Source organism: Corynebacterium sp. MSK204 (assembly GCF_030229885.1).
Classification (GTDB): domain Bacteria; phylum Actinomycetota; class Actinomycetes; order Mycobacteriales; family Mycobacteriaceae; genus Corynebacterium.
Genome location: NZ_JASPGQ010000003.1, coordinates 69,449 through 88,796 on the forward strand (window position 1 = coordinate 69,449; position 19,348 = coordinate 88,796).

General features: G+C 61.9%; 18 protein-coding genes. 5 read left to right on the forward strand and 13 right to left on the reverse strand.

Going from position 1 to position 19,348, the window contains the following annotated elements; all coding sequences use genetic code 11:
* Window positions 1-41: 41 nt before the first annotated feature.
* Window positions 42-1,418, reverse strand: coding sequence for a M20 metallopeptidase family protein (locus QP908_RS02820; RefSeq protein ID WP_239268660.1), 1,377 nt, complete (start codon window positions 1,416-1,418; stop codon window positions 42-44).
* 156 nt (window positions 1,419-1,574) lie between these two features.
* Here QP908_RS02820 and QP908_RS02825 point away from each other — a divergent pair, with 156 nt between their 5' ends.
* A complete protein-coding gene (locus tag QP908_RS02825) occupies window positions 1,575-2,564 on the forward strand; it encodes an HNH endonuclease signature motif containing protein (RefSeq protein ID WP_239268662.1) in 990 nt (329 codons plus the stop codon).
* Between the two features lie 403 nt (window positions 2,565-2,967).
* Here the strand turns inward: QP908_RS02825 and efeB are convergent, their stop codons facing one another.
* The 4 genes from efeB to lepA form a co-directional block, all read right to left on the reverse strand.
* On the reverse strand, window positions 2,968-4,194 hold the full coding sequence (gene efeB / locus QP908_RS02830; RefSeq protein WP_239268664.1) for an iron uptake transporter deferrochelatase/peroxidase subunit: 1,227 nt from the start codon (window positions 4,192-4,194) through the stop codon (window positions 2,968-2,970).
* Window positions 4,194-5,315, reverse strand: coding sequence for an EfeM/EfeO family lipoprotein (locus tag QP908_RS02835; RefSeq protein WP_284771598.1), 1,122 nt, complete (start codon window positions 5,313-5,315; stop codon window positions 4,194-4,196). The genes efeB and QP908_RS02835 overlap by 1 nt, the downstream gene beginning before the upstream one ends.
* Before the next feature lie 3 nt (window positions 5,316-5,318).
* Entirely contained in the window at window positions 5,319-7,220 is a 1,902-nt protein-coding gene (locus QP908_RS02840; protein WP_239268668.1) for a phospholipase C, read from the reverse strand.
* A gap of 250 nt (window positions 7,221-7,470) precedes the next feature.
* Window positions 7,471-9,321 (reverse strand): translation elongation factor 4, encoded by a 1,851-nt coding sequence (lepA, locus tag QP908_RS02845; protein ID WP_239268670.1) that lies wholly within the window; start codon window positions 9,319-9,321, stop codon window positions 7,471-7,473.
* Between the two features lie 18 nt (window positions 9,322-9,339).
* On the opposite strand from lepA, the gene QP908_RS02850 reads away from it, so the two are divergent.
* Together QP908_RS02850 and rpsT are read left to right on the forward strand one after the other, a co-directional pair.
* Window positions 9,340-9,876, forward strand: a complete 537-nt coding sequence (locus tag QP908_RS02850) for a type II toxin-antitoxin system PemK/MazF family toxin (RefSeq protein WP_239268672.1) — start codon at window positions 9,340-9,342, stop codon at window positions 9,874-9,876.
* 221 nt (window positions 9,877-10,097) lie between these two features.
* Window positions 10,098-10,361 carry a 30S ribosomal protein S20 gene (gene rpsT / locus QP908_RS02855; protein WP_023023493.1) on the forward strand — a complete coding sequence of 88 codons (264 nt, stop codon included), beginning with the start codon at window positions 10,098-10,100 and terminating at the stop codon, window positions 10,359-10,361.
* An 85-nt stretch (window positions 10,362-10,446) separates the two neighbouring features.
* Here rpsT and QP908_RS02860 read toward each other — a convergent pair whose 3' ends face one another.
* Window positions 10,447-11,025 carry a TetR/AcrR family transcriptional regulator gene (locus QP908_RS02860; RefSeq protein WP_239268674.1) on the reverse strand — a complete coding sequence of 193 codons (579 nt, stop codon included), beginning with the start codon at window positions 11,023-11,025 and terminating at the stop codon, window positions 10,447-10,449.
* A gap of 342 nt (window positions 11,026-11,367) precedes the next feature.
* On the opposite strand from QP908_RS02860, the gene QP908_RS02865 reads away from it, so the two are divergent.
* Window positions 11,368-12,210 carry a DNA adenine methylase gene (locus QP908_RS02865; protein ID WP_284771599.1) on the forward strand — a complete coding sequence of 281 codons (843 nt, stop codon included), beginning with the start codon at window positions 11,368-11,370 and terminating at the stop codon, window positions 12,208-12,210.
* The gene (locus QP908_RS02870; RefSeq protein ID WP_239268678.1) at window positions 12,203-13,564 is read left to right on the forward strand and encodes a type II restriction enzyme; all 1,362 of its coding nucleotides are present in this window, start codon (window positions 12,203-12,205) and stop codon (window positions 13,562-13,564) included. The genes QP908_RS02865 and QP908_RS02870 overlap by 8 nt, the downstream gene beginning before the upstream one ends.
* Here QP908_RS02870 and QP908_RS02875 read toward each other — a convergent pair.
* From QP908_RS02875 to QP908_RS02905, 7 genes are all read right to left on the reverse strand, one after another.
* On the reverse strand, window positions 13,561-14,208 hold the full coding sequence (locus QP908_RS02875) for a LysE family translocator (RefSeq protein ID WP_239268680.1): 648 nt from the start codon (window positions 14,206-14,208) through the stop codon (window positions 13,561-13,563). The two genes, QP908_RS02870 and QP908_RS02875, sit on opposite strands and share 4 nt — an antisense overlap.
* The gene (locus QP908_RS02880; protein ID WP_034659054.1) at window positions 14,205-14,594 is read right to left on the reverse strand and encodes an ankyrin repeat domain-containing protein; all 390 of its coding nucleotides are present in this window, start codon (window positions 14,592-14,594) and stop codon (window positions 14,205-14,207) included. Before QP908_RS02880 ends, QP908_RS02875 begins: the two co-directional genes overlap by 4 nt.
* Window positions 14,595-14,604: 10 nt before the next feature.
* Window positions 14,605-15,573 carry a DNA polymerase III subunit delta gene (gene holA, locus QP908_RS02885; protein ID WP_239268681.1) on the reverse strand — a complete coding sequence of 323 codons (969 nt, stop codon included), beginning with the start codon at window positions 15,571-15,573 and terminating at the stop codon, window positions 14,605-14,607.
* Between the two features lie 7 nt (window positions 15,574-15,580).
* Window positions 15,581-16,993 (reverse strand): ComEC/Rec2 family competence protein, encoded by a 1,413-nt coding sequence (locus tag QP908_RS02890; protein WP_284771600.1) that lies wholly within the window; start codon window positions 16,991-16,993, stop codon window positions 15,581-15,583.
* Window positions 16,994-17,013: 20 nt separating this feature from the next.
* Window positions 17,014-17,691, reverse strand: coding sequence for a ComEA family DNA-binding protein (locus tag QP908_RS02895; RefSeq protein WP_239268685.1), 678 nt, complete (start codon window positions 17,689-17,691; stop codon window positions 17,014-17,016).
* Window positions 17,692-17,849: 158 nt separating this feature from the next.
* Window positions 17,850-18,647 carry a DegV family protein gene (locus tag QP908_RS02900; protein WP_239268687.1) on the reverse strand — a complete coding sequence of 266 codons (798 nt, stop codon included), beginning with the start codon at window positions 18,645-18,647 and terminating at the stop codon, window positions 17,850-17,852.
* Window positions 18,647-19,345, reverse strand: a complete 699-nt coding sequence (locus QP908_RS02905) for a histidine phosphatase family protein (protein WP_005277992.1) — start codon at window positions 19,343-19,345, stop codon at window positions 18,647-18,649. The genes QP908_RS02900 and QP908_RS02905 overlap by 1 nt, the downstream gene beginning before the upstream one ends.
* Window positions 19,346-19,348: the final 3 nt, after the last annotated feature.

Consider the following 19,348-nt stretch of genomic DNA (forward strand, 5'->3'; position numbering starts at 1 on the left):
CTGCCCACTACTCTGGCGCACGCGCAGTTCACAGGGATGAATTACTTCTGCACGCCGGCGGCCTCGCGCATGGCCTTGGTCTGCGCGGAAGGGTGCTCGTTTTCGGTGGCTAGGCGCTCGAAAGCCACGGCGGCGAGCGCTGCCGCCTGCATACCGAGCACGGAGTCGTCGAAACGCATCATCGGCGAGTGGTTCCACTCGCGCTGGTTTTCGGGTGTCGAAGGGTTGGCCGTACCCATCCACATAAACGTGCCCGGCACCTGCGAAAGGACATAGCCGAAGTCCTCGGAGGCCATCATCGGGGCCTCGAAAGGCTGCATGTTTTCCGCGCCAAACATCTGCCCCCACAGCGTAGCGGCGAATTGATTCTCCCGCGGGTTTGTCTTCGTCGTGGGATACAACACCTCGAAATCCACCTGCGCGGTGCACCGGTGCGAGGCGGCCACCGAGCTGGAGACCTCGGTAATCATTTGGCGGACGGCGTCGATCTTTTCGTCGCGAAGCACGCGCACCGTCGCCCCCAGCGCCGCGCGATCCGGAATGGCGTTATACGCACCATTGCCCGCCCATAGGTTGGTCACGGTGATCACGATGGGCTCCAGCGCGTCGAAGCGGCGCGTGAGCGCGGTCTGCAGCGCCATCTGGATTTCCGCCAGCGCCGCGACGGGATCGATGGCATCGTGCGGGCGGGACCCGTGCCCGCCCTTGCCCAGCACCGTAATGGTTAGGTTGGACGAGCTTGCCATCATCGGCCCGGGAACATAGTGGAACGTGCCCCGATCCTGCGGGCCGACGTGCAGGCCGTAGGCGGCGATTGGGCGTCGGCCAGCGGCATCGAGCACGCCCTCCTCGATCATCAGCTGCGCGCCGCCGGGGCCTTCCTCGCCGGGCTGGAACATAAAGGTGACATCGCCATGCAACTCCTCGCGGTGCTCGCACAGCATGCGCGCCGCCCCAATCAGCCCCGCGGTATGCAGGTCGTGGCCACAGGCGTGCATGTATTCATTGATCGACGCAAAGGGGCTGCCGGTCTGCTCATGCACCTCCAGGGCGTCCATGTCCGCGCGCAGCAGCACCGAAACCGGCCGCTCGCCGCGCTTGCCGCCGCGCAGCACCGCCACTACGGAGCTGAGGTCCTGCCCCACATGAATCTCCAGCGGCAGGCCCTCGAGTGCTTCAAGGACCTTTTTCTGGGTGCGCGGCAGGTGCAGCCCGATTTCCGGGTGGCGGTGCAAATCGCGCCGAATGTCCTGCAGGTCCTCCACCATGGATTCGCCCATGTCCTGAAAAATCTCCGTCGCCGGCTGCTTGCCAATGCGCGCCCTTGTCACCGGCAGCGGCGGCAACTCCTGCGCCTGGCGCGGGACGGACTTACGGCCGGGGTGGTTGGGGCGAACAATTTTCGTGGGATCAGTCATGTGGGCTCCTTTACTCGCTGTCGTATTCGACAATACCGCAGGTTATCCACAGGGTGAATGGCGGCGAGGCATCAGGTGTGACGCGTGGGGCGAGTTATCCACAGGCGGGGCGGCGCGGGCTTTCCCGCGGGTGGCCGGTGGATTAACCTCGCAGGCATGACCCGCTTGCAGGACTACGCCCGCCAATTAACCTCGCCGATGGAGCTTCTCGGCGAGGTCTTCGTCCTTGCCGAGGCGGACCTGCGCCGGACTGGCATTTCCCGGCAGGAATCGCGCGAATTGCTGCTGCTTGCCGATACCTACTTCGGCCCCACCTCCTTCACCCGCCGCCAGCGCACGTGCCGGGCGACGAAGCACTGCTTAACCACGCTCAAGTTGATTGAAAAATACGTCTCCCGCACCAACACGAAGAGGGATGCTTGGGCGCTGCGGGCAGAGTTGTGTGGGACTTCGGGGGACATTGACAAGCTGGCGCGCACCCGCCTCAAGGAGATGTATCCTCCCCGCCAGCCCCAGCGCGGGGTGCGCATGACCCGGCGAAAGGGCGGGCCCTCCACGCTGTCGATTACCGGCGATTCCGATTTCATCGCCGACCTGCATTCCACCATTGGGGAGGATTCCCCGCTCGAGGCCGTCGATCGCATCTTCTTCCGCGGTGGCGCCACGCGCCCGGTGGCTAGCACCAATATCGTCATCCACCTCGATGAGATGGACAAGATCTTAAGCGGTGGCGGCGAAGAGGTCACGCTGCAGATGACCAATGGCGCCGAGATTTCCGGGGCCAAGTTGGTGGAGAAAAAGCTTGCCGAGGTCGGCCTTGTCACCCTCATTCACCCCTTCGAGGGCCCAGTCAACCTCTATAGAACCTCGCGGTTCGCCTCCGAAAAGCAGCGGCTGATGGCCGCCGCTGAAAACCCCTCCTGCCCGTGGACGGAGTGCAATTATCCGGCCGATAAATGCCAAGTCCACCATCTCCAGGCGTGGAAGCACGGCGGCGAGACGAATATGGACAACTTGACCATTTCTTGCCCCTATCACAACGGCGTCAATGACGATGACCCGCACGCCCCACCGGTGCGCGGCCGCCTGCATCGCCATCGCGGCCGCATCGAATGGCTTCCGCCCTGGGCCTCGCCGCCCAGCTAAGTGCCGCCTTTACTTGATTCGATTGAGCCGGGCCCGAGAAGTTCTGCGGTTCCTAAGTAAGTGGCTCCTTTTCCTACCGTTGCTCTTCTCATTGCCGCCGATAGCAACCGCTGGTTTAGCGGTTGCCGGTTTGGCATGCCATAAGCCTTCTACCCTGCGGAGCGTATGCTGTGAGACCCGTGCACCGTGGGAACCGTGTGCCATGAGACCCGTGCGCCGTAAGGCTCGCGCGCCATGGGAACCGTATGCCAAGAGACAGGACGCCCTGGGGTCCGGCCGCCGTAGCATCTTTGTGCCGCCGGTGCGCTGTGGTGTGTCCTCAACGCTGGGTGGTGGCTAAGTCACGGCCTTGGCGCGGTGGTAGATGTTCGCGAGCGACCAGTGGTTAGCTGGGTAGGAGGCTTTATGCTTCGAGGAGGCTGCGGCCGAAATAATCGGATTCATCGGCAATGCCGGGAAGCGCGTAGAAGTAGCCGCCGCCGTAGGGGCGGATATAGTCAGCCAGCGGTTCGCCTTCGAGGCGTTTTTGCACCGTAATGAACTGTCGTTCCAGGTCCTGCTGGAAGGAGATGAAGACCAGCCCCACGTCGAGGGTGCCGTTATCGCGCACGCCGTTGTCGTAATTATAAGCGCGGCGCAACATAAGTTGGTCAGCGGTTTCTGGGGTGCGGGGGTTGGCCAGGCGGATGTGGGCATCGGTGGGAATGACATCGCCGGTGGCGTCGTCGAGGTAATCCGGCTCGGCGTGCTCGTCGCCGCCCGATAACGGGCCGCCCGTTGCGCGGTCGCGGCCGAAGATTTGCTCCTGCTCAGCAATGGAAATGCGATCCCAAAACTCGGTGTACATGGCAATAAGCCGCACCGCCATATAGCTGCCGCCCGTGGCCCAGGCAGGCTCATCCGAACCGGCCCACACGAGCGAATCGTAGTCATCGGGGCCAGGATTGACGATGCCATCCTTAAACCCCAGGTGATTGCGCTGCGTACCCGATGGCCGCGGCGAGTTCATATAACCATTTTGCCGCCAGCGCACCGCCACATCGCCGCGCGTATGTCGCAATATATCGCGCAGGGCGTGGAGAACGGTATCGCGTTCATCGGCGCAAATCTGCAAGGCTAAGTCACCGTGGCACATTTCTTCTTGCAGGGTGTCATCGGCAAACGATTCCATCGCGCTCAAGTGCGCGGGCTTGTGGGCGGCAAGGCTGAAGCGGTCATCGAAAAGCGAATCGCCCACCGCGAGGGTGATGGATAAGTGATCGGCCGGCAGCTCTGGGCCCAACTCGCCCGAATCCATCGCCGGATAGGCAATTCCGTCGGGGGCGAGCGTGCCACCTGCGGTTAAGATGCGCGCCCTTTCACTTAGCGTGCGCAGGAGCTTGTCCAAACGGGCTTTTGTCTTCACCTGCACGTCCAGCGCCACTATTTCCGAGTATTTCTGCGGGGGATTGATGATGCCTTGCTGGTGTTCGCCGTGAAAATCCAGCGCGCCCGGCTGATCCAAGGAGTCGGTGGATTCCAACGGAAGCGAGGGGGACTCAGCTTCTGCTCCCGGGGCTGCGCCGACGGCCGCGGAGGCGGCGAGGCCAGATAAAAAGGAGCGGCGGGAAAAGTTAAACGGGCACGGCACTAGTTCATCCTCCGGATAACGGTCATGGTGGCAACCGGGGCGAGCAGCTCATTCGCCTTGGCGACGCCCGCCTGCAAACGCAAGCGGTCCTCCTGCGGCCAGTCCGCAAAAGCGACGCTAGGCGCACCACCGTATTTATCGTCGAATTCCTCAGCAAGGGCGTCCAAGTCCGCGAGCTGGTCGTAGATGGGCTCGGTGTCTAAGCCGCGATCCTCGACCAAAGAGCGCACGGGATCCAACGTCACCCGCGTCGATGTAATAACCCCGCGCAGGGCGGAAGGAAGGGCATGGGCGCCGAAATCGCACTCGCCGCGCAGGTCAAAGCGCTCGAACTCCTCCATCACCTCATGCGCGCGCAGCCCATAATCCGGGGCGGGGATGGCGAAATGGGAGGTATCGAGGGCGTGGGCGGTTTTGTCGGTGGCATCGGCAAGCGCGGTGGCGGGCAGGGTGGCATCGCTGGGCGGGCGGTTGGACCACAGGATGCGCTCGATGTCTTCGTAGCCCTCCAAATCCGGGCCCGGCCACTCCGCGCTGGAATCGTCGAAGGAACGGTAATACTCCAAGTAGTCGAGGTAGGCGGCTCGGGCGGCGGAGCGGGAGGAGGAGGTGGCATCGGCAAGCGCATGCGCACGCTTTTGCAGCTCCGGCACGCGCTTTTTCTGGTTTTCTGCCTGCTTGATGGACACCGCGGCGACCTCGTGATCCGTAATGGGAACCATCTTGGGAGCATCAGCCACGGTAGAGCCCGCCACCGTGAAATCATCCGACTCCACCGCGGAATCGTTGTGAAATACACAGGTCAGGTGGTAGGTTCCATCCTCCAGCTGGGGGTTCCACTCGCGGATGGCGGGGGTACCGATACGCTCGAGGACCTGGTAGGCATTACCCTTGTCATCTGAAACATAGACCGTGAGGGCAAGCCCGGTGGTGTTATTGATCTTCCATTTCGCCTCGCCCTGCACGTCCTCAGGCACCAGGCAGGAATACACATCGCGCACGGCGAGCTCGCGCATGGGTTGCTCGTCGCTGTGCCCGCCGAGCCTCGCCTGGGCAGCCGTTTGCGGGATGGAAAGCCCAACGGCGAGCGCGAATGCAATGGCGAAACGGGAAATCTTCATAACTTAGAACGGCAGGTTCTTCAAATCTAGGCCGGGGTGACCGCTCATGAACCAGCCGATGATGCCGGCGGCGATGCCCAGTGCGGCGAGGATGCCGATGATGCCTGCCTTGGAGGACCCGGAAGCGGCGTGGTTGGTGTCCGGCTGCTGGGCCTTATCCAGCGTGGTCACGGCGGGAACGCCCTGCTCGGTGACCTTGGTGTCATTCATGCCATCGACAACCGGCTTCAGATTGGTGCCAGCGCGTGAGGTGTCATCCACGCGCTCTACGGAGTCATAATCTTCTGCGACAGTGCCATCGGTTTCATTGAGGAAGAGCTTCGGAGCCTTATCTGCAGCCGCAAAGTCGAACATGCCGGTGAGCGCACCTGCGCGGTCATCGAAGGAATCGCCGCCCAAGCGGCCGAGGCCCCAGTTGTCCTGGATGAACTGGGTTACCGAGGTCTGCTCGGTATAGGTGGAATCGATGTGGTTGGTCTTGGCGTAGGGGGATACAACCAGCAGCGGCTGGCGGGTGCCGGGTCCGCACTGGCCGTTCTTATCGCCCTTGATGCCTACCTTTGCGGCAGCGGCGGTGCAGATTTCCTTATCCTGGTGCGGGTCGGCGGAGCCATTGAGGATTTCCGGCGCCTTGTGGTCGTACCAGCCATCGGAATCGTCGTAAGCGATGACGACGGCGGTGGAATCCCACTCCGGGGAGTTTTGCAGCTCGTTGATGTAGTGGGTGATAAACGCCTGCTCATCCAGTGGGTTGGAGTAGCCGGCGTGGCCATCCTGGTAGTTGGCGGCCTTGAGGAAGGACACGGAGGGCAGGTTGCCCTGCTCGATGGCGGTATCGAAGTCCGCGAGGTCGTACTGGTGGTTTGCCTGGTCGGTCTTGCCAATCATGTCATCGCTGGACGGGGCCAGGTGGTGCGGGTTGGCGGTAGAGGCGTAGTACTGGAACGGCTCGTGGTGCGGGTTGTAATCCGTCTGGTTCTGACCGGTCAGCGTGGTGTGCGAAGAACCGCAGCGGGCGCGAGAGTCCTTCGTCGCCTCATCGGTGGGGCGGAATCCGCCTTGGAACCAGCCCCAGGTGACGTCCTTATCGTTGAGCTGGTCACCGATGTTCTTGGAGTGCATCGCGGTGACCTGGTTGGTACCGGCGGAGGACTTATTGGAGCAGTCATCGAAAAGCGGGTCCGGGTCGCCCACCACGGTGGCAGTGCTGCCGTCCTCGGATACGCCGGCCAGGGCGTGGTTCTTGCCATCTTCGATTTTCTGCTGGTCACCCGTGGCTGGGTCGTGCATGGTGGCATCCGCGACGGTGCCGGAAATCAGGTTCAGCGCTCCCGGGGTGGAGGGGCCGAAGATGGTGGAAAAGCTGTTGTCATTCAGCGCGAAGTTCTGCGCGTAGTTCCACATGCCGGTCACGGTATTGCCGTCGTAGTATCCCATGGTCATGCCGGGGGTGGCGTACGAGCCTTCGCCATACTTATCGATGTCCGTGGACACCGTCTCCGGGAACTTGTCCATCTTGCCGCCGTTGTAGGCTTCCTGCTCATCGGCGTAATGGTGGTTCTGGTCCGTGGTCACGGCGTGTTCGGGAGCGATGCGGAAGGGCTTGATGGAGTTGGGGTTCTTCTCCCCCAGCAGGTCAGTATTTTCGAGGTTTTCTGCCCGAGGGGTGTCGTCCTTGGCGGTGAATTTGGGGGCGGGCTTCTCGCTGCCCTGGAGTTTCTCGTCGTCGTTATTTGCGGCGTGGGGGTAGGTGCCGAAGTAGTGGTCGAAGGAAATGTTTTCGGAGTAAATGACCACGACGTGATCGATGGGGGTCTTGGTTTCGGCCTGTGCGATACCGGGGGCCAAGAAAGTTGTGGCAGCGGCTGCGGCGCACACTGCCACAGCGCGAGAGCGAAGCTTCATCTTATTTTCCGCCTTAAGTTAAACGAGTGAAACAAAGAGGGAGAAAGTGGCTGTGGCTCGCCGAAGAGTCATCGGTCGCTTTCGAATCGAAATTAAACGCCGCGAAACCATAAACCGCAAACACTCAAAATGGGCATTCCCAGTCTCAGGAATGCCCTATAGGTGCAGCTCAGCCTCGCTTTTAGGCGGCGGCCACCGCGGAGATTGTTAACTGAAAGTTAAGGTACTATTACGCTGCGCTTTCCAGTGCCTAGTCGTCCCCGTCGGTCGACAGTGCCGCCACAAAGGCCTCCTGCGGCACCGACACGGAGCCCAAGGTCTTCATGCGCTTTTTACCCGCCTTCTGCTTTTCCAGCAGCTTGCGCTTACGCGAAATATCGCCGCCGTAGCACTTGGCCAGCACGTCCTTGCGCATGGCGCGGATGTTTTCGCGGGCGATGACCTTGGTGCCAATAGCCGCCTGGACGGGGACCTCGAATTGCTGGCGCGGGATGAGCTCTTTGAGCTTCTTGGTCATCTTATTGCCGTACCACTGGGCGGAATCGCGGTGGATGATGGCGGAGAAGGCATCCACCGGGTCGCCGTTGAGGAGGATATCCACCTTAACGAGGTCCGATTGCTGCTCACCGGCCTCCTCATAGTTGAGCGAGGCGTAGCCCTTGGTGCGGGATTTCAACATGTCGAAGAAATCAAAGATGATTTCGCCCAAGGGCATGGTGTAGCGCAGCTCCACGCGGTCTTCGGACAGGTAATCCATCCCGCCCATCTGGCCACGCTTGGATTGGCATAGCTCCATCGTCGGGCCGACGAACTGCTCGGGCACGATGACGGTCATGGAAACAATGGGCTCGTAGACCTCATTGAGCTTGCCTTCCGGCCAATCTGAAGGGTTGTGAACCCAGCTTTCCTCGCCGTCTTCTGCCACCACGCGGTAGGTCACGGACGGGGCGGTAGAAATCAGGTCGAGTCCGAACTCGCGCTCCAGGCGGTCGCGGGTGATTTCCATGTGCAGCAGGCCCAAGAAACCGCAGCGGAAGCCAAAGCCTAGGGCGACGGAGGTCTCGGGTTCGAATGTCAAGGAGGCATCGTTAAGCTGCAGCTTTTCCAGCGCATCGCGCAGGTCGGGGAAATCGGCCTGGGAGATGGGGAAAAGCCCGGAATAGACCATCGGGTCAGGGTCCTTGTAGCCCTTCAGCGGGGTCTCGGCGCCGCCGTGGGACCAGGTAACGGTATCGCCCACCTTGGTCTCGCGCACGTCCTTCACGCCGGTAATCAGGTAGCCCACCTCGCCAGGGCCCAATCCCTCACACTTTTGCATCGTGGGCGAGACGATGCCGATTTCCAGCAGCTCGTGGTTGGCGTTGGTGGACATCATCGTCACCTTCTGGCGCGGGGTGAGCTTGCCGTCCACCATGCGGATATAGGTCACCACGCCGCGGTAGGTGTCATAGACGGAGTCAAAAATCATCGCGCGCGCGGGGGCATCGGGAGTGTGCTCCGAGGAGGGCGGCGGCACCAACTCGCAGACCTTATCGAGCAGCTCGACCACGCCCTCGCCGGTCTTGCCCGATACCTTCAGCACTTCCTCGGGCTCGCAGCCGATGATATTGGCGATTTCCAGCGCGTACTTTTCCGGATCCGCCGCAGGCAGGTCGATCTTATTGAGCACTGGGATGATTTCCAGGTCATTTTCCATCGCCAGGTACAGGTTGGCGAGGGTTTGGGCTTCGATGCCCTGGGCGGCATCGACAAGCAGAATGGCGCCTTCACACGCCTCGAGCGCACGGGAGACTTCGTACGTAAAGTCCACGTGGCCGGGCGTGTCGATCATCTGCATGACGATCTGCTCGCCTGCCGATGCCCCAGATTGCGGCACCCACGGCAGGCGCACGTTCTGCGCCTTAATAGTAATGCCGCGTTCGCGCTCGATATCCATGTTATCGAGGAACTGGTCACGCATATCGCGCTCCGCAACCACCTTAGATAGCTGCAGGATGCGGTCTGCCAGCGTCGACTTTCCGTGGTCGATGTGAGCAATAATGCAGAAATTACGGATCCGGGAGGGATCCGTAAACGTCGTGGCCGCAAAGTTTTCAGACATACGTCTACAATAGTCGACATGAATTCCGGCATGCTCACCCGTCTGCGCGAGGCGCTCGGAATCAGCGAGCGCGAGCCCGTGGACTCCGGCCTCAACCGCATCAACTCCCAGTTAGGGCTGGATAGGTCCACCCACAACCACGAGCCGCGCAAGGCCGCCTCCATCCAGGTCGAGGCCACCGCGGCGCACCCCCGCTCCATCTTCTTCTCCCCCGATATGGATGGCCAGGCCGATTCCGGCGAGGTGGTATGGGTGTGGACGCCATCGGAAGGCAAGCAGTCGCCTCCCCGCGAGCGCGCCATCTTGGTGATCGGGCGCACCCGCACCACCGTGACGGGCCTGCTCATTTCCGCCAACCCGGAGCATGCGCTTGACGATGCCTGGCTCGAAATCGGCAGCGGCGAATGGGACGCCTCCGGGCGCAATTGTTGGGTGCGCTTGGACCGTTTATTGGAGGTTTCCGAGGAGCAGGTGCGCCGCCAGGGCATCCTTTTTCCAGAACGCAGGTTCGAACGGATTGCGAACCGCTTGCGCTCGCGCTATCACTGGGCGTAGCTCAGCGGCGTGGCGGCGGCAGACTTGGCTGATGCGCGGTTGCGCTGCTACTATGTGCAAGTTACTTACTTTCCGGGCGCGTTGGTCGGGGCGGGCAGGACCTTGGGTTCGCTCTTCGAATACCAACGCCGAGCGCTTCTCCACGCTTAGTGGGGATCACGGGACACGTCCGGCGGGTTTGTTTCTGAATCAATCATCTTCGATTATCAAGAGGTATTTTCATGGCTAATATCAAGTCCAAGCAGAAGCGCGTTCTGACCAACGAGAAGTCTCGTCAGCGCAACAAGAGCGTACGTTCCGCGGTTCGCACCGAGATCCGCAAGTTCCACGCAGCCGTAGAGACTGGTGACAAGGCTGCAGCTGAAAAGCAGCTGCGCGTCGCTTCCCGTGCGCTGGATAAGTCCGTTTCCAAGGGCGTCTTCCACCGCAACGCTGCTGCCAACAAGAAGTCCGGTTTGGCCACCGCCTTCAACAAGATGGACTAGTAACTAGCCTTCTTGTCTCCCCCGAGCAAAGCGCTGCCTGTGTGCAGCGGCTTGTTCGGGGGATTTTTATTGCGCCGAGGTGGACCTAGGCTAGGTCATCATCGAAGTAGGCCTCGAAGATCTTGCCTGCATCCGCATAGGCCACCGACAAAGATGTACGGCCATGGGTTTCGACGAAAGTCTGGATGGCGGTTTGAAACTGCGTGTGGATGATATTGACCGTCGGAATGAGCCTCAGATCCGAGGCCTTCCACCCTTCGCGCGCTTGCAATGCCCGGCGGATGTGCATCATGACGCGTTCGTTTCGGCGCCAATACATGGACAATAACTTCCCGTCTTGGGAAAGCGCCTGGGCGGTTAATTGGGAAATCTCCGGGAAATGATCGTTACCCACGGCGTGATCAAATTCCGCATTCGCCATGATGGCAGAATCCTCCCGCAGGCTACCCGTGGGCAGGCCTGCGGCGAAGTTCTGCAATTGCTGGTCGAACTTTTCCGAAACCTCTGGGCCCAGAACCGCCGATTCCTTATCCTTGACGTAGTTAAAAAGGGTGCGCCGCGATATCCCTACGTCTTGTGCAAGCTCTTCCATGGTGAACCCGTCATATCCGTGGTCAATGACGAGCCGCAGTGCTGCGACGCGGATTTCTGAAATGCGCGGCATACTCTCTCCCCTCTTCCTCACGATATTCAACCCGTGGAAACCCAACTATTCAACCCCATAAATATGGTATTTTTCTTCACCTTATAGTCTTTCTGCCCACCACGAAAAACCGACCCTTGGTAGGCTTGCCTAACCGTCTTAAATCACCGAAGTTACAGCATGTCAATACGACGTTCCCAGCCCACGACGGCAAAGCAGGCGCCTACTCAAACGCTAAGACAGCTACTGAAGCAGGCGCTTGATCGCCGGGACATTTTACGCTGTAGCAACCAGTTTATGGGCTTATACGTTCGAAAGGGTGATGGTGTTCGTGTCTGCGGGGGCGGCTAAGATAAGTCACCAATGAACAACGTCAAGCCTCTGGTGAAATGGGCCGGCGGAAAACGCCAGCTCTTGCCGCATATTCACGCCGCCCTGCCCGCTGGGACGCCGCGGCGTTATTATGAACCCTTCATCGGCGGCGGAGCGGTTTTATTTTCGCTCACCCCGGCCTCAGCGCGGGTCAATGACCTCAACTCGGAGCTGATTAATTTATATGAGGTAGTGCGCGAAGGTGTCGACGAGCTCATCGGCTTGGTATCGACGTATCCGAACGACGCGGACTTTTTCTACCAGCTGCGCGCGGTGGACCGGGATGCGGAACGATTCGCGGCGCTTTCTGCCACCGAGCGCGCCGCGCGGACGCTGTATCTGAATAAGACCTGCTATAACGGCCTGTACCGGGTAAATTCCGCGGGGCAATTCAATGCGCCTTTTGGACGCTATAAAAACCCCACTATCTGTGATGCGGATACGCTGCGCGGGGTCCACCGGTATTTTCGGGACAATGACGTTACCTTCACGCAGGGCGATTTCGCTGCGGCGGTGGCAGGTGCTGGTGAGGGAGACTTTGTCTATTTCGATCCGCCCTATGACCCGGTCAACGTCACCAGTTCCTTTACCGGTTATCAAAAGGGCGGTTTTGACCGCGCGGAACAAGAGCGATTGAAGGCGGTGTGCGATGACCTCGATGCCCGCGGGGTGAAGTTCCTCCTCTCTAATTCCGCCACGGAGTTCATCCGCGACCTCTACGCGGATTTTTCCATCGACACCGTTGCGGCCACCCGCGCCATCAACTCCGTGGGATCGCGCCGCGGCAAGGTAGATGAAGTGCTCGTGCGTAACTGGGAGGTGGGCCATGAGTAAAGTACCGAGCGCCCAAGAACAGCGGGAGCTTCGCACGCTGTTCGGTGTCCCAGAGGGCGAAAAGCTTGGCCTCGATGATTGGGGCTGGCTGCGCATCGTGGCCTCGGGGTGTGGCGAGCAGCTAGAAGAAAAAGGATACTTCTACCTCACGGCCAAAGAGCTAAAGGAGCTCTCCGGCCGGGAGCCGCGGCTGATGGCCAAACACGACTTTTCCACCTCTCGGCCGTGGATTTTCAAGGAATTGGGGCTTGGGATTCTCCCGGTTAGCCGCAGCGAATACTTTGTCGGGCCATTGGACCTGTATGAACAGTTCCCGGAGCCCACCCACGCCGGGGCGGGTTCCGTGCGCACGCTGGACATGCCCGCGGGCCTTGACACCCTCGATATCGAAAGCGTGAACTCGGAATCGATGGCGTTGAATGTGGCATCGGCAAGCGGCATGCTTGAGCACTTCTTGGGATGCGAACCATTGCAGGCCACCGTCGCTGGGCGCATGTCGTCGCTGGAGATGACCATTCCGGTGCCGGATCTTGGGCTGAAAGTCAAGGTCGACCGCGCGCAGATGGAAATCGACGGCGGCTTCGAATCCCTCGAGCATTTGGTGCTGGTGGAGGCGAAAAATCACATCTCCGAAGACTTCAATATCCGGCAATTGTATTTTCCGTACCGGCGTTTCCAGCAATGGCTATCCAAGGCCGTGGTGCCGGTCTTTTTGGTCTACTCGAATGGGATTTTCCACCTGTATCGGTACGACTTCAGCGATCCCGCGGATTTTCGCAGCATCGCGCTGGTAGACCACGCTCGCTACGCCCTGAGCGCTTCGCACCTCAACGTGGAGGATGCGCTGGGCATCATTGGCTCCGTCGAGGCCGAGCCGGAGCCGGCGGGGATTCCCTTCCCACAGGCCAATAGCTTCGAGCGCGTGGTCAACCTGGTGGAGCTCATCGCGCAGCAGCCGATGAGCAAGGAGGACATCGCCGAGCAGTACGATTTCCATCTGCGCCAGGCGGACTATTACGCCAATGCGGCCTGCTACCTCGGGCTGCTGGCGCTTGCCGATGGTCACTATCAGCTCACCCCTCGCGGCGAAAAGGCCATCGCACAGCCGCGGCGCGATGGGCGCAACGCTGCCCTGCTGCGCGCGTTGGCGGCGCGGCAGGTATTCCGGCAGGCGCTAGAGGTGAGCCTGCGGCGTGGGAAGGTGGCCGAGGCGCACGAGATAGCGGCGGCGATAGAAGGACTCGGCTTGGGCGCTGGCACGGCGAGGCGGCGGGCCTCGACGGTGGCGCGGTGGATCCAGTGGGCGCTGGATGTGGTGGCAGAGGGCGAACCTGAAACCCTGCCCGGGCTTTAAGCCACGAGCTGCTGTACACCAGCGACCACGAGCGCGAGGCCGGCGATGATGAAGAACAGGCCCGATCCGATATCGATCCACGGGCCCGCGGCGATGAGCTTGCGGCGCACCGCATTCGTGGAAATCACCGTGGCCACCACGAGGAAGAAGGCGAAGGCCGATAGCGCCAGCGCCAGGGTTAAGGCGATGGCCAGCCACAACGGCGGGGATGCCGGCAGCTGCGGGGCGATCATGGCGGCGAGGAACAATACGATCTTCGGGTTGGACAGGTTCGTTGCCAGCCCCATCTTGAAGGAATGGCGCAGCCGGCCCAGCTTGGCCTCGGCGTCCTCCAGATCAACGGGCGGGTTGGTGCGCTGTTCGAGGCCGCTGCGCAGCGCCCGCCATCCCATGAAAACGAGGAAACTGCCGCCGATTGCCTGGACCGCGCCTAAGATTCCGGGGAAAGCGGTCAGGAGGGCGGCCGCACCAAAGACCGTGGCGCCGCACCAGAACAACACGCCGATTTGAATGCCCGCGGCCGCGGCGATGGCATGGCGGCGCGACTTGGTGGCGTAGCGGGTGACCAGGATGATATCCGGGCCTGGCGAGGCCACACCCACCAGGTTCATCAGGAGGATGGTGAAAAATGAAGTCCAGCTCACTGCGCGGACTCGCCTTCCAGGCGGCCGAGCAGATCCTCGCGGCCAAACATGCGGGCCGAATCGATGGCGGTTGGTTGGCCGGCGGTAGCGGAGGCGCCGGCGTTTAGGAGGGCATCGACAACCGCGTCTTCTTTTTTGAAGATCGCACCTGCCAGGGGTGACTGGCCGCGATCATTGAGCAAGTTCACGTCGGCGCCGGCCTTCGCTAGCGCGGTGACGAGTTCCGCGTGGCCGTGGTAGGCGGCAAGCATGAGAAAAGACTGGCCTTCTTGGTTGACCAGATTGATATTGACGCCCTGGTCAATATAGTTCAGGAGATCCGGGTTTCCTTCCCGCGCCATGTCAAAGAGCCGGCCGGCGAATTCTTGCACTTGTTCCTCAGACATGGACTCTAGCTTAACGTGCCAATTCCGCGATTCGTTTTACGGCCGCCTCAACGGCGAATTCGGGCTCGCCACCTTGGCCTTTAACGGCGGCATCCAGTTCAGAGACGAGGATGACGGCGGCGGTGATGTCATCGGCAGTCCAGCGCCTGGCTACCGGTTGGGTCATTTTTACAACGTACGGGGCAAGCCCGGTTTGGCTGGCAAGTGTGTACTGGTCCCCGCGGGCGGAATACAGGCGCGCGATGGCACCCACCTTATTGGCCAAGGCCGCGGCGATGGCCACGGGGCTGGCGCCGAGTTGGAGGGCGCGCCGGCAGGTAGAGACGGCGGCCTCAACGCGGCCGGCGACGGCGGCATCGGCAATGTCCCAATTGGCTACCTCGGCCACGCCGACGTAATAATTACGCACCGCTTCCTGCGTCACGTTTCCACCAGTATCGGCCACGAGCTGGGAGATGGCGGAGGCAAGCTCGCGGAGGTCGGAGCCGACGCCGTCGAGTACCGCGTGCACGACATCCGGGGTGGGGCGAACGCCGTGGGAGGCGAACTCGCGGGTGGCCCACTGGCCCAGCTCATTGGGGTAGAGCGAAAAGACTTCGTGCACCTCCGCAATCTTGCGCAGCTTCGCCACCAGCTCGGGCGCCTTCTTCTTTTTCTTCAGTGTCTTCGCGGCCACGGAATAAACCACCACCATGGTCATGCCCGGCGCGGGATTAACGCAGGCGCGCAGGATGATATCGACTACCTCTTTCCCGGCGCGTTCGCAGTCCGTGATGACGATGACGCGGTTATCGCCAAACAGCGACGGGCTGGTGGCCTCCAGGATTTCGCCCTCGGAAACCTCGGAGGCCTTGAGCGTCATCAATTCGGGGCGAGTGGCCTCGCCTTCGGCCGCTGCCTTGTGGATGGTGTGGCGGGCGCGTTCGGTGAGGAATTCATCGTCGCCGAGAATGAGGTGTACGGGAGGCATGCCCATCATTTTAGCGCTAGGCGGCAAACGCACCCAGACAAACGATGCCCGCGATAACCCCTGCCAAGGTCAGCCATGGCCGGTGATACAGCAGCCCGGCGATGACCCATCCGTACGCAAGGAGCGTAAACAGCGGGTGGGCGGTGATGGTGACCACGGGCAAGCTAGCCACGCCGTGGGCGATGGTATTGATCCACCACGCTGCGGGTTCGATGAGTTTCAATAATCCCGCGGCGACGATGCTTAAGGGGCCTAGCTGCGCGGCGATGGCCGCGAGCAACCCCACCACAGTAATGGGGGCGGTGGCGGGTGCTACCAAGACATTGGCGAGGACCGAGACGACGGATACCTCGCCGGACATGAGGGCGATAAGCGGCAGGGTGAGGATATCGGCGGCAATCGCCACGGCGACAGCGCGCAGGAAGATGGCGGGCCAGCCGGTGACCGCGAGCTGCGAATAGATAAGCGGGCTCAGCATGACGATGCCGAAGGTCGCCGCACACGATAATGCAAAACCAAAGTGCACCGCGAGGTCCGAATCCACGAAAAGCAGGGTGAGGATGCCGAGGCTGAGCGCGTGGATGGGTTCCATAGTGGACGAGTGCAGCACCGCGAGCAGGCCTACTACCCCGGCGACGGCCGCGCGCTGCACCGACGGTTCAAGGCCCACCAAGACGACATAGATGGCTAGCGCGGCCAAGGACACCGCCACTCTGGTGCGTGGACCGGCGGCGCACGCGGCGCAGACGATGGCGGCAAAGGAACAGACGATGGCCACATTGGCACCGGATACAGCGCTGAGGTGCGATAGCCCGGTATCGATGTAGAGTTCGCGGTCCGCGGGGCTTTGCAGGGAGGTATCGCCAAGCACCATGCCTGGGATAAGCCCCTGGCTGCTCGGGCCTACTGTCTCTAGTACGACCGCGCGGAAGTTATCGGCCACCCGTGCGGCCCAGCCGGCCAGGCCCGAAGGTGGCGCAGAGATGCTCAGGTGGGAGGCGTTTGCTATCACGGTCCCGACTCCGGGTTGGTCGGACTCGGAAAGCTGTACCGCTACCGTGACCTGCGTTCCGGCGGGTGCGCTCAGTGGTTCGGGGCTAAAGACCGGAAGCTGCGCGGGATAGCCCGGGACATCGAGCCGGATGAGCCAGCCGCCGGTGCTCGTTTGGGTCGGCGCGGTGACCACCCGGCCGGTGATCTCGCGGCCGAACTCGAAGGCGGCCGCTCGCGCCTGCCGCACGGCGGCTACGAAGGCGGCGGCGCTGGCGAGTACGCCGCAAAAAATGGCTTGGCCCCAGTGCCGGGCGAGCAGGCATATCCCTACGACACTGCCGATGCACGCCACGGCCCACCCCTGCCCGAAAACCAGCACCGCGATGACCGCCACCCACGCGGTCAGGGCGCCGGGAAGCAGACGGAGTTCTTTCATCTCGGCGTGGCCTCTTACGTCTACAGCTGCACGTTATCTTTGAGCTTGGCAAACTTGGCAGGGCCAATCCCACTGACCTCGAGGAGTTCCTCGACGTCCTTAAAACCCCCGCGCTCTTCGCGGAAGGAGACGATGGCTTCCGCGGTGACCTCCCCTACCCCGTTGAGATCCATGAGTTCGGCGGCGGTCGCGGAATTGAGGCTGACTTTATCGCCGCCGGCGGGTGCGGCGGTGGGGGCATCGGCAAGCGCGGGGTCGGGCGGAGCACCTTGGGGCAGGATGCGGAGCTGCTGGCCATCGGCAAGCCGCTGCGCTTGGTTGAGCGTCATGGTCTCCGCCTCCGGCAAGGGCGTGGCGGCCGCGAGGGCATCGGCGACGCGGGCACCAGGCTCGAGGGTCTTCAGGCCGGGCGCTGCAACTTCGCCGACGACGGATACGACGATTTCGCTCGCCTCCGCGCTAGGCTCGGCGGTGGTACTGCCCATCGCCGCGGGTTCGGGCATGCCGGACTCATCCGAATTGCGGGTACTAAGGCCCAGCCAGATAATGACGCCCACCACCACAATGATGGCTACCGCGCAGGCCTGCCAGCGGCTGATGCGCACGCGCGGGCGCGGGTAATCGACGTGGAGGAGTTCTTCCTCGCCGGTGGGTTGGGTAAATTCGCGGAGTCGTTCGCTGATTTTGGGTGCCGCCATAGCCCACAGGCTAGGAAGCCGCCGCGTGCGGTGCGAGAACGTGGGCGGAGGCGCTGTGGATAAGTCGTTGTAGGAAGCAACCAAACGGGTCCTGGCGGGGTGGTTATCCACAATCGGGGGCGCACAGGCCGTCGGGCTTCGCCCGTGCGTGCGAGGGCCTAGGAGCTAAATACCGCAGATACCCCAATGGCGGAGGGTCCAGCGTGCACGGCGAGCACCTCGGTTAGGGGCGTGGTGATAAAGGACGTGCCTTCTGGTAGGGCATCGCGCAAGAGGCCCTGCAGCTTGTCCGCCGCTTCGCCGGCCTGGTTATGCTGAATGGCGATGAAGGCGGGCTCCCCGGCGGCGCGGGCGGCGATGATCTCTACCACCTTGGTAAAGGCCTTGGTCTGCGTGCGGGTTTTTCCCACCAACTCCAGCTTGCCATCTACGATGGACATAATCGGCTTGGTGGCTAAAAGCGCGGTGGACAACATGGCGGTGGCCGCGGACATGCGGCCCGAGCGGCGCATATCCTCCGTGGAATGCAGGTACACCCAGGTAGCCGCGCGTTCGATGCTGTCTAGCGCCGCCGCGTGGCATTCTTCCAGCGCCGCGCCCTGTGCCGCCTTGGTAGCAGCCGCCATCGCCGCCGCGCCCATGACCATGCCGGCCGAGCCGGAATCGATAACGCGCACCGTATCGGGAAAAACCCCAGCTGCGGCCACCGCCGCCGACCACGTGGACGAAAGCTCCTTGGACAGGTGGATGGCGATCACGCCATCATCCTGCGCCTTTTCCATTTCCCGGCCGTAGGCGGCGGCCAATTCGAGGGAAGACAGGCCCGAGGTGGTGCGCAGCTTTCCGCCCTTATCCTCGCTATCCATCACGTGTAGGTCAATGACGGTGATATCGAGTTCTTCAGCGATCTCTGGGGGCAGGCTGGCCGCGGAGTCAGTAATGACGCGAACGGTCACTAGGTATCTGCCCCTCCATCACCGGTGACCTCGCCACCCATATTCCAGCCGTCGAAGTACCATTGTGCGCTCGCCACCGTCTCCGGCGTAAATTCCAGGGAGGTCACGGGGGTTTCTGGATTGAAATCCGGGCGGGCGGTCAGCTGCGACCAGTGGGTATTTTTCAGACCGGATAAAATTCCGTACTGGCCGTGATCCAAGCCCAACAGGTGGCACGTGAGCGCGGAGATTGCGCCACCGTGGGCGACGATGAGTACGGCGCCGTCATCCCAACCGGAAAATTCCTGCATGAGCTCGTCAATGACCGGGCGGGCGCGCCGTGCCACGTCCACGCGGGACTCGCCCTCTGGCGGGGCCCAGGTGGGATCGTGGCGCCAGATGGCGCGGGCGCCGGGGAATTCCGCATCCACTTCGGCAGAGCTCTTTCCCTGCCACTGCCCTAGATTGGTCTCGCGCAGGCGAGGGTCCGTAGAAAAGTCCAAGCCGAGTGATTCTGCCACTACCCGCGCGGTTTCCCGAGCGCGCTGCAAATCGGAGGCGACGATTTTTACCACGCCCTGATCCCGGAGCAGGCGCGCAGCGGCGCGGGCCTGTTCGTAGCCGACATCGGAAAGCTCAGTATCCAAGTGGCCCTGCATGCGGCCGGAGGCATTGTAGGTGGTTTGTCCGTGGCGGATCAGAATCAGGCGGCGGCTCATGGT

Bases quoted from the DNA above. Each gene is read 5' to 3' on its own strand.
- holA (WP_239268681.1), bottom strand. From the start codon at position 15,573: ATGATGGGCATGCCTCCCGTACACCTCATTCTCGGCGACGATGAATTC.
- QP908_RS02840 (WP_239268668.1), bottom strand. From the start codon at position 7,220: ATGAAGCTTCGCTCTCGCGCTGTGGCAGTGTGCGCCGCAGCCGCTGCC.
- QP908_RS02850 (WP_239268672.1), top strand. From the start codon at position 9,340: ATGAATTCCGGCATGCTCACCCGTCTGCGCGAGGCGCTCGGAATCAGC.
- QP908_RS02890 (WP_284771600.1), bottom strand. From the start codon at position 16,993: ATGAAAGAACTCCGTCTGCTTCCCGGCGCCCTGACCGCGTGGGTGGCG.
- QP908_RS02880 (WP_034659054.1), bottom strand. From the start codon at position 14,594: ATGTCTGAGGAACAAGTGCAAGAATTCGCCGGCCGGCTCTTTGACATG.
- QP908_RS02835 (WP_284771598.1), bottom strand. From the start codon at position 5,315: ATGAAGATTTCCCGTTTCGCCATTGCATTCGCGCTCGCCGTTGGGCTT.
- QP908_RS02860 (WP_239268674.1), bottom strand. From the start codon at position 11,025: ATGCCGCGCATTTCAGAAATCCGCGTCGCAGCACTGCGGCTCGTCATT.
- QP908_RS02905 (WP_005277992.1), bottom strand. From the start codon at position 19,345: ATGAGCCGCCGCCTGATTCTGATCCGCCACGGACAAACCACCTACAAT.
- QP908_RS02895 (WP_239268685.1), bottom strand. From the start codon at position 17,691: ATGGCGGCACCCAAAATCAGCGAACGACTCCGCGAATTTACCCAACCC.
- rpsT (WP_023023493.1), top strand. From the start codon at position 10,098: ATGGCTAATATCAAGTCCAAGCAGAAGCGCGTTCTGACCAACGAGAAG.
- QP908_RS02820 (WP_239268660.1), bottom strand. From the start codon at position 1,418: ATGACTGATCCCACGAAAATTGTTCGCCCCAACCACCCCGGCCGTAAG.
- lepA (WP_239268670.1), bottom strand. From the start codon at position 9,321: ATGTCTGAAAACTTTGCGGCCACGACGTTTACGGATCCCTCCCGGATC.
- QP908_RS02870 (WP_239268678.1), top strand. From the start codon at position 12,203: ATGAGTAAAGTACCGAGCGCCCAAGAACAGCGGGAGCTTCGCACGCTG.
- QP908_RS02865 (WP_284771599.1), top strand. From the start codon at position 11,368: ATGAACAACGTCAAGCCTCTGGTGAAATGGGCCGGCGGAAAACGCCAG.
- QP908_RS02825 (WP_239268662.1), top strand. From the start codon at position 1,575: ATGACCCGCTTGCAGGACTACGCCCGCCAATTAACCTCGCCGATGGAG.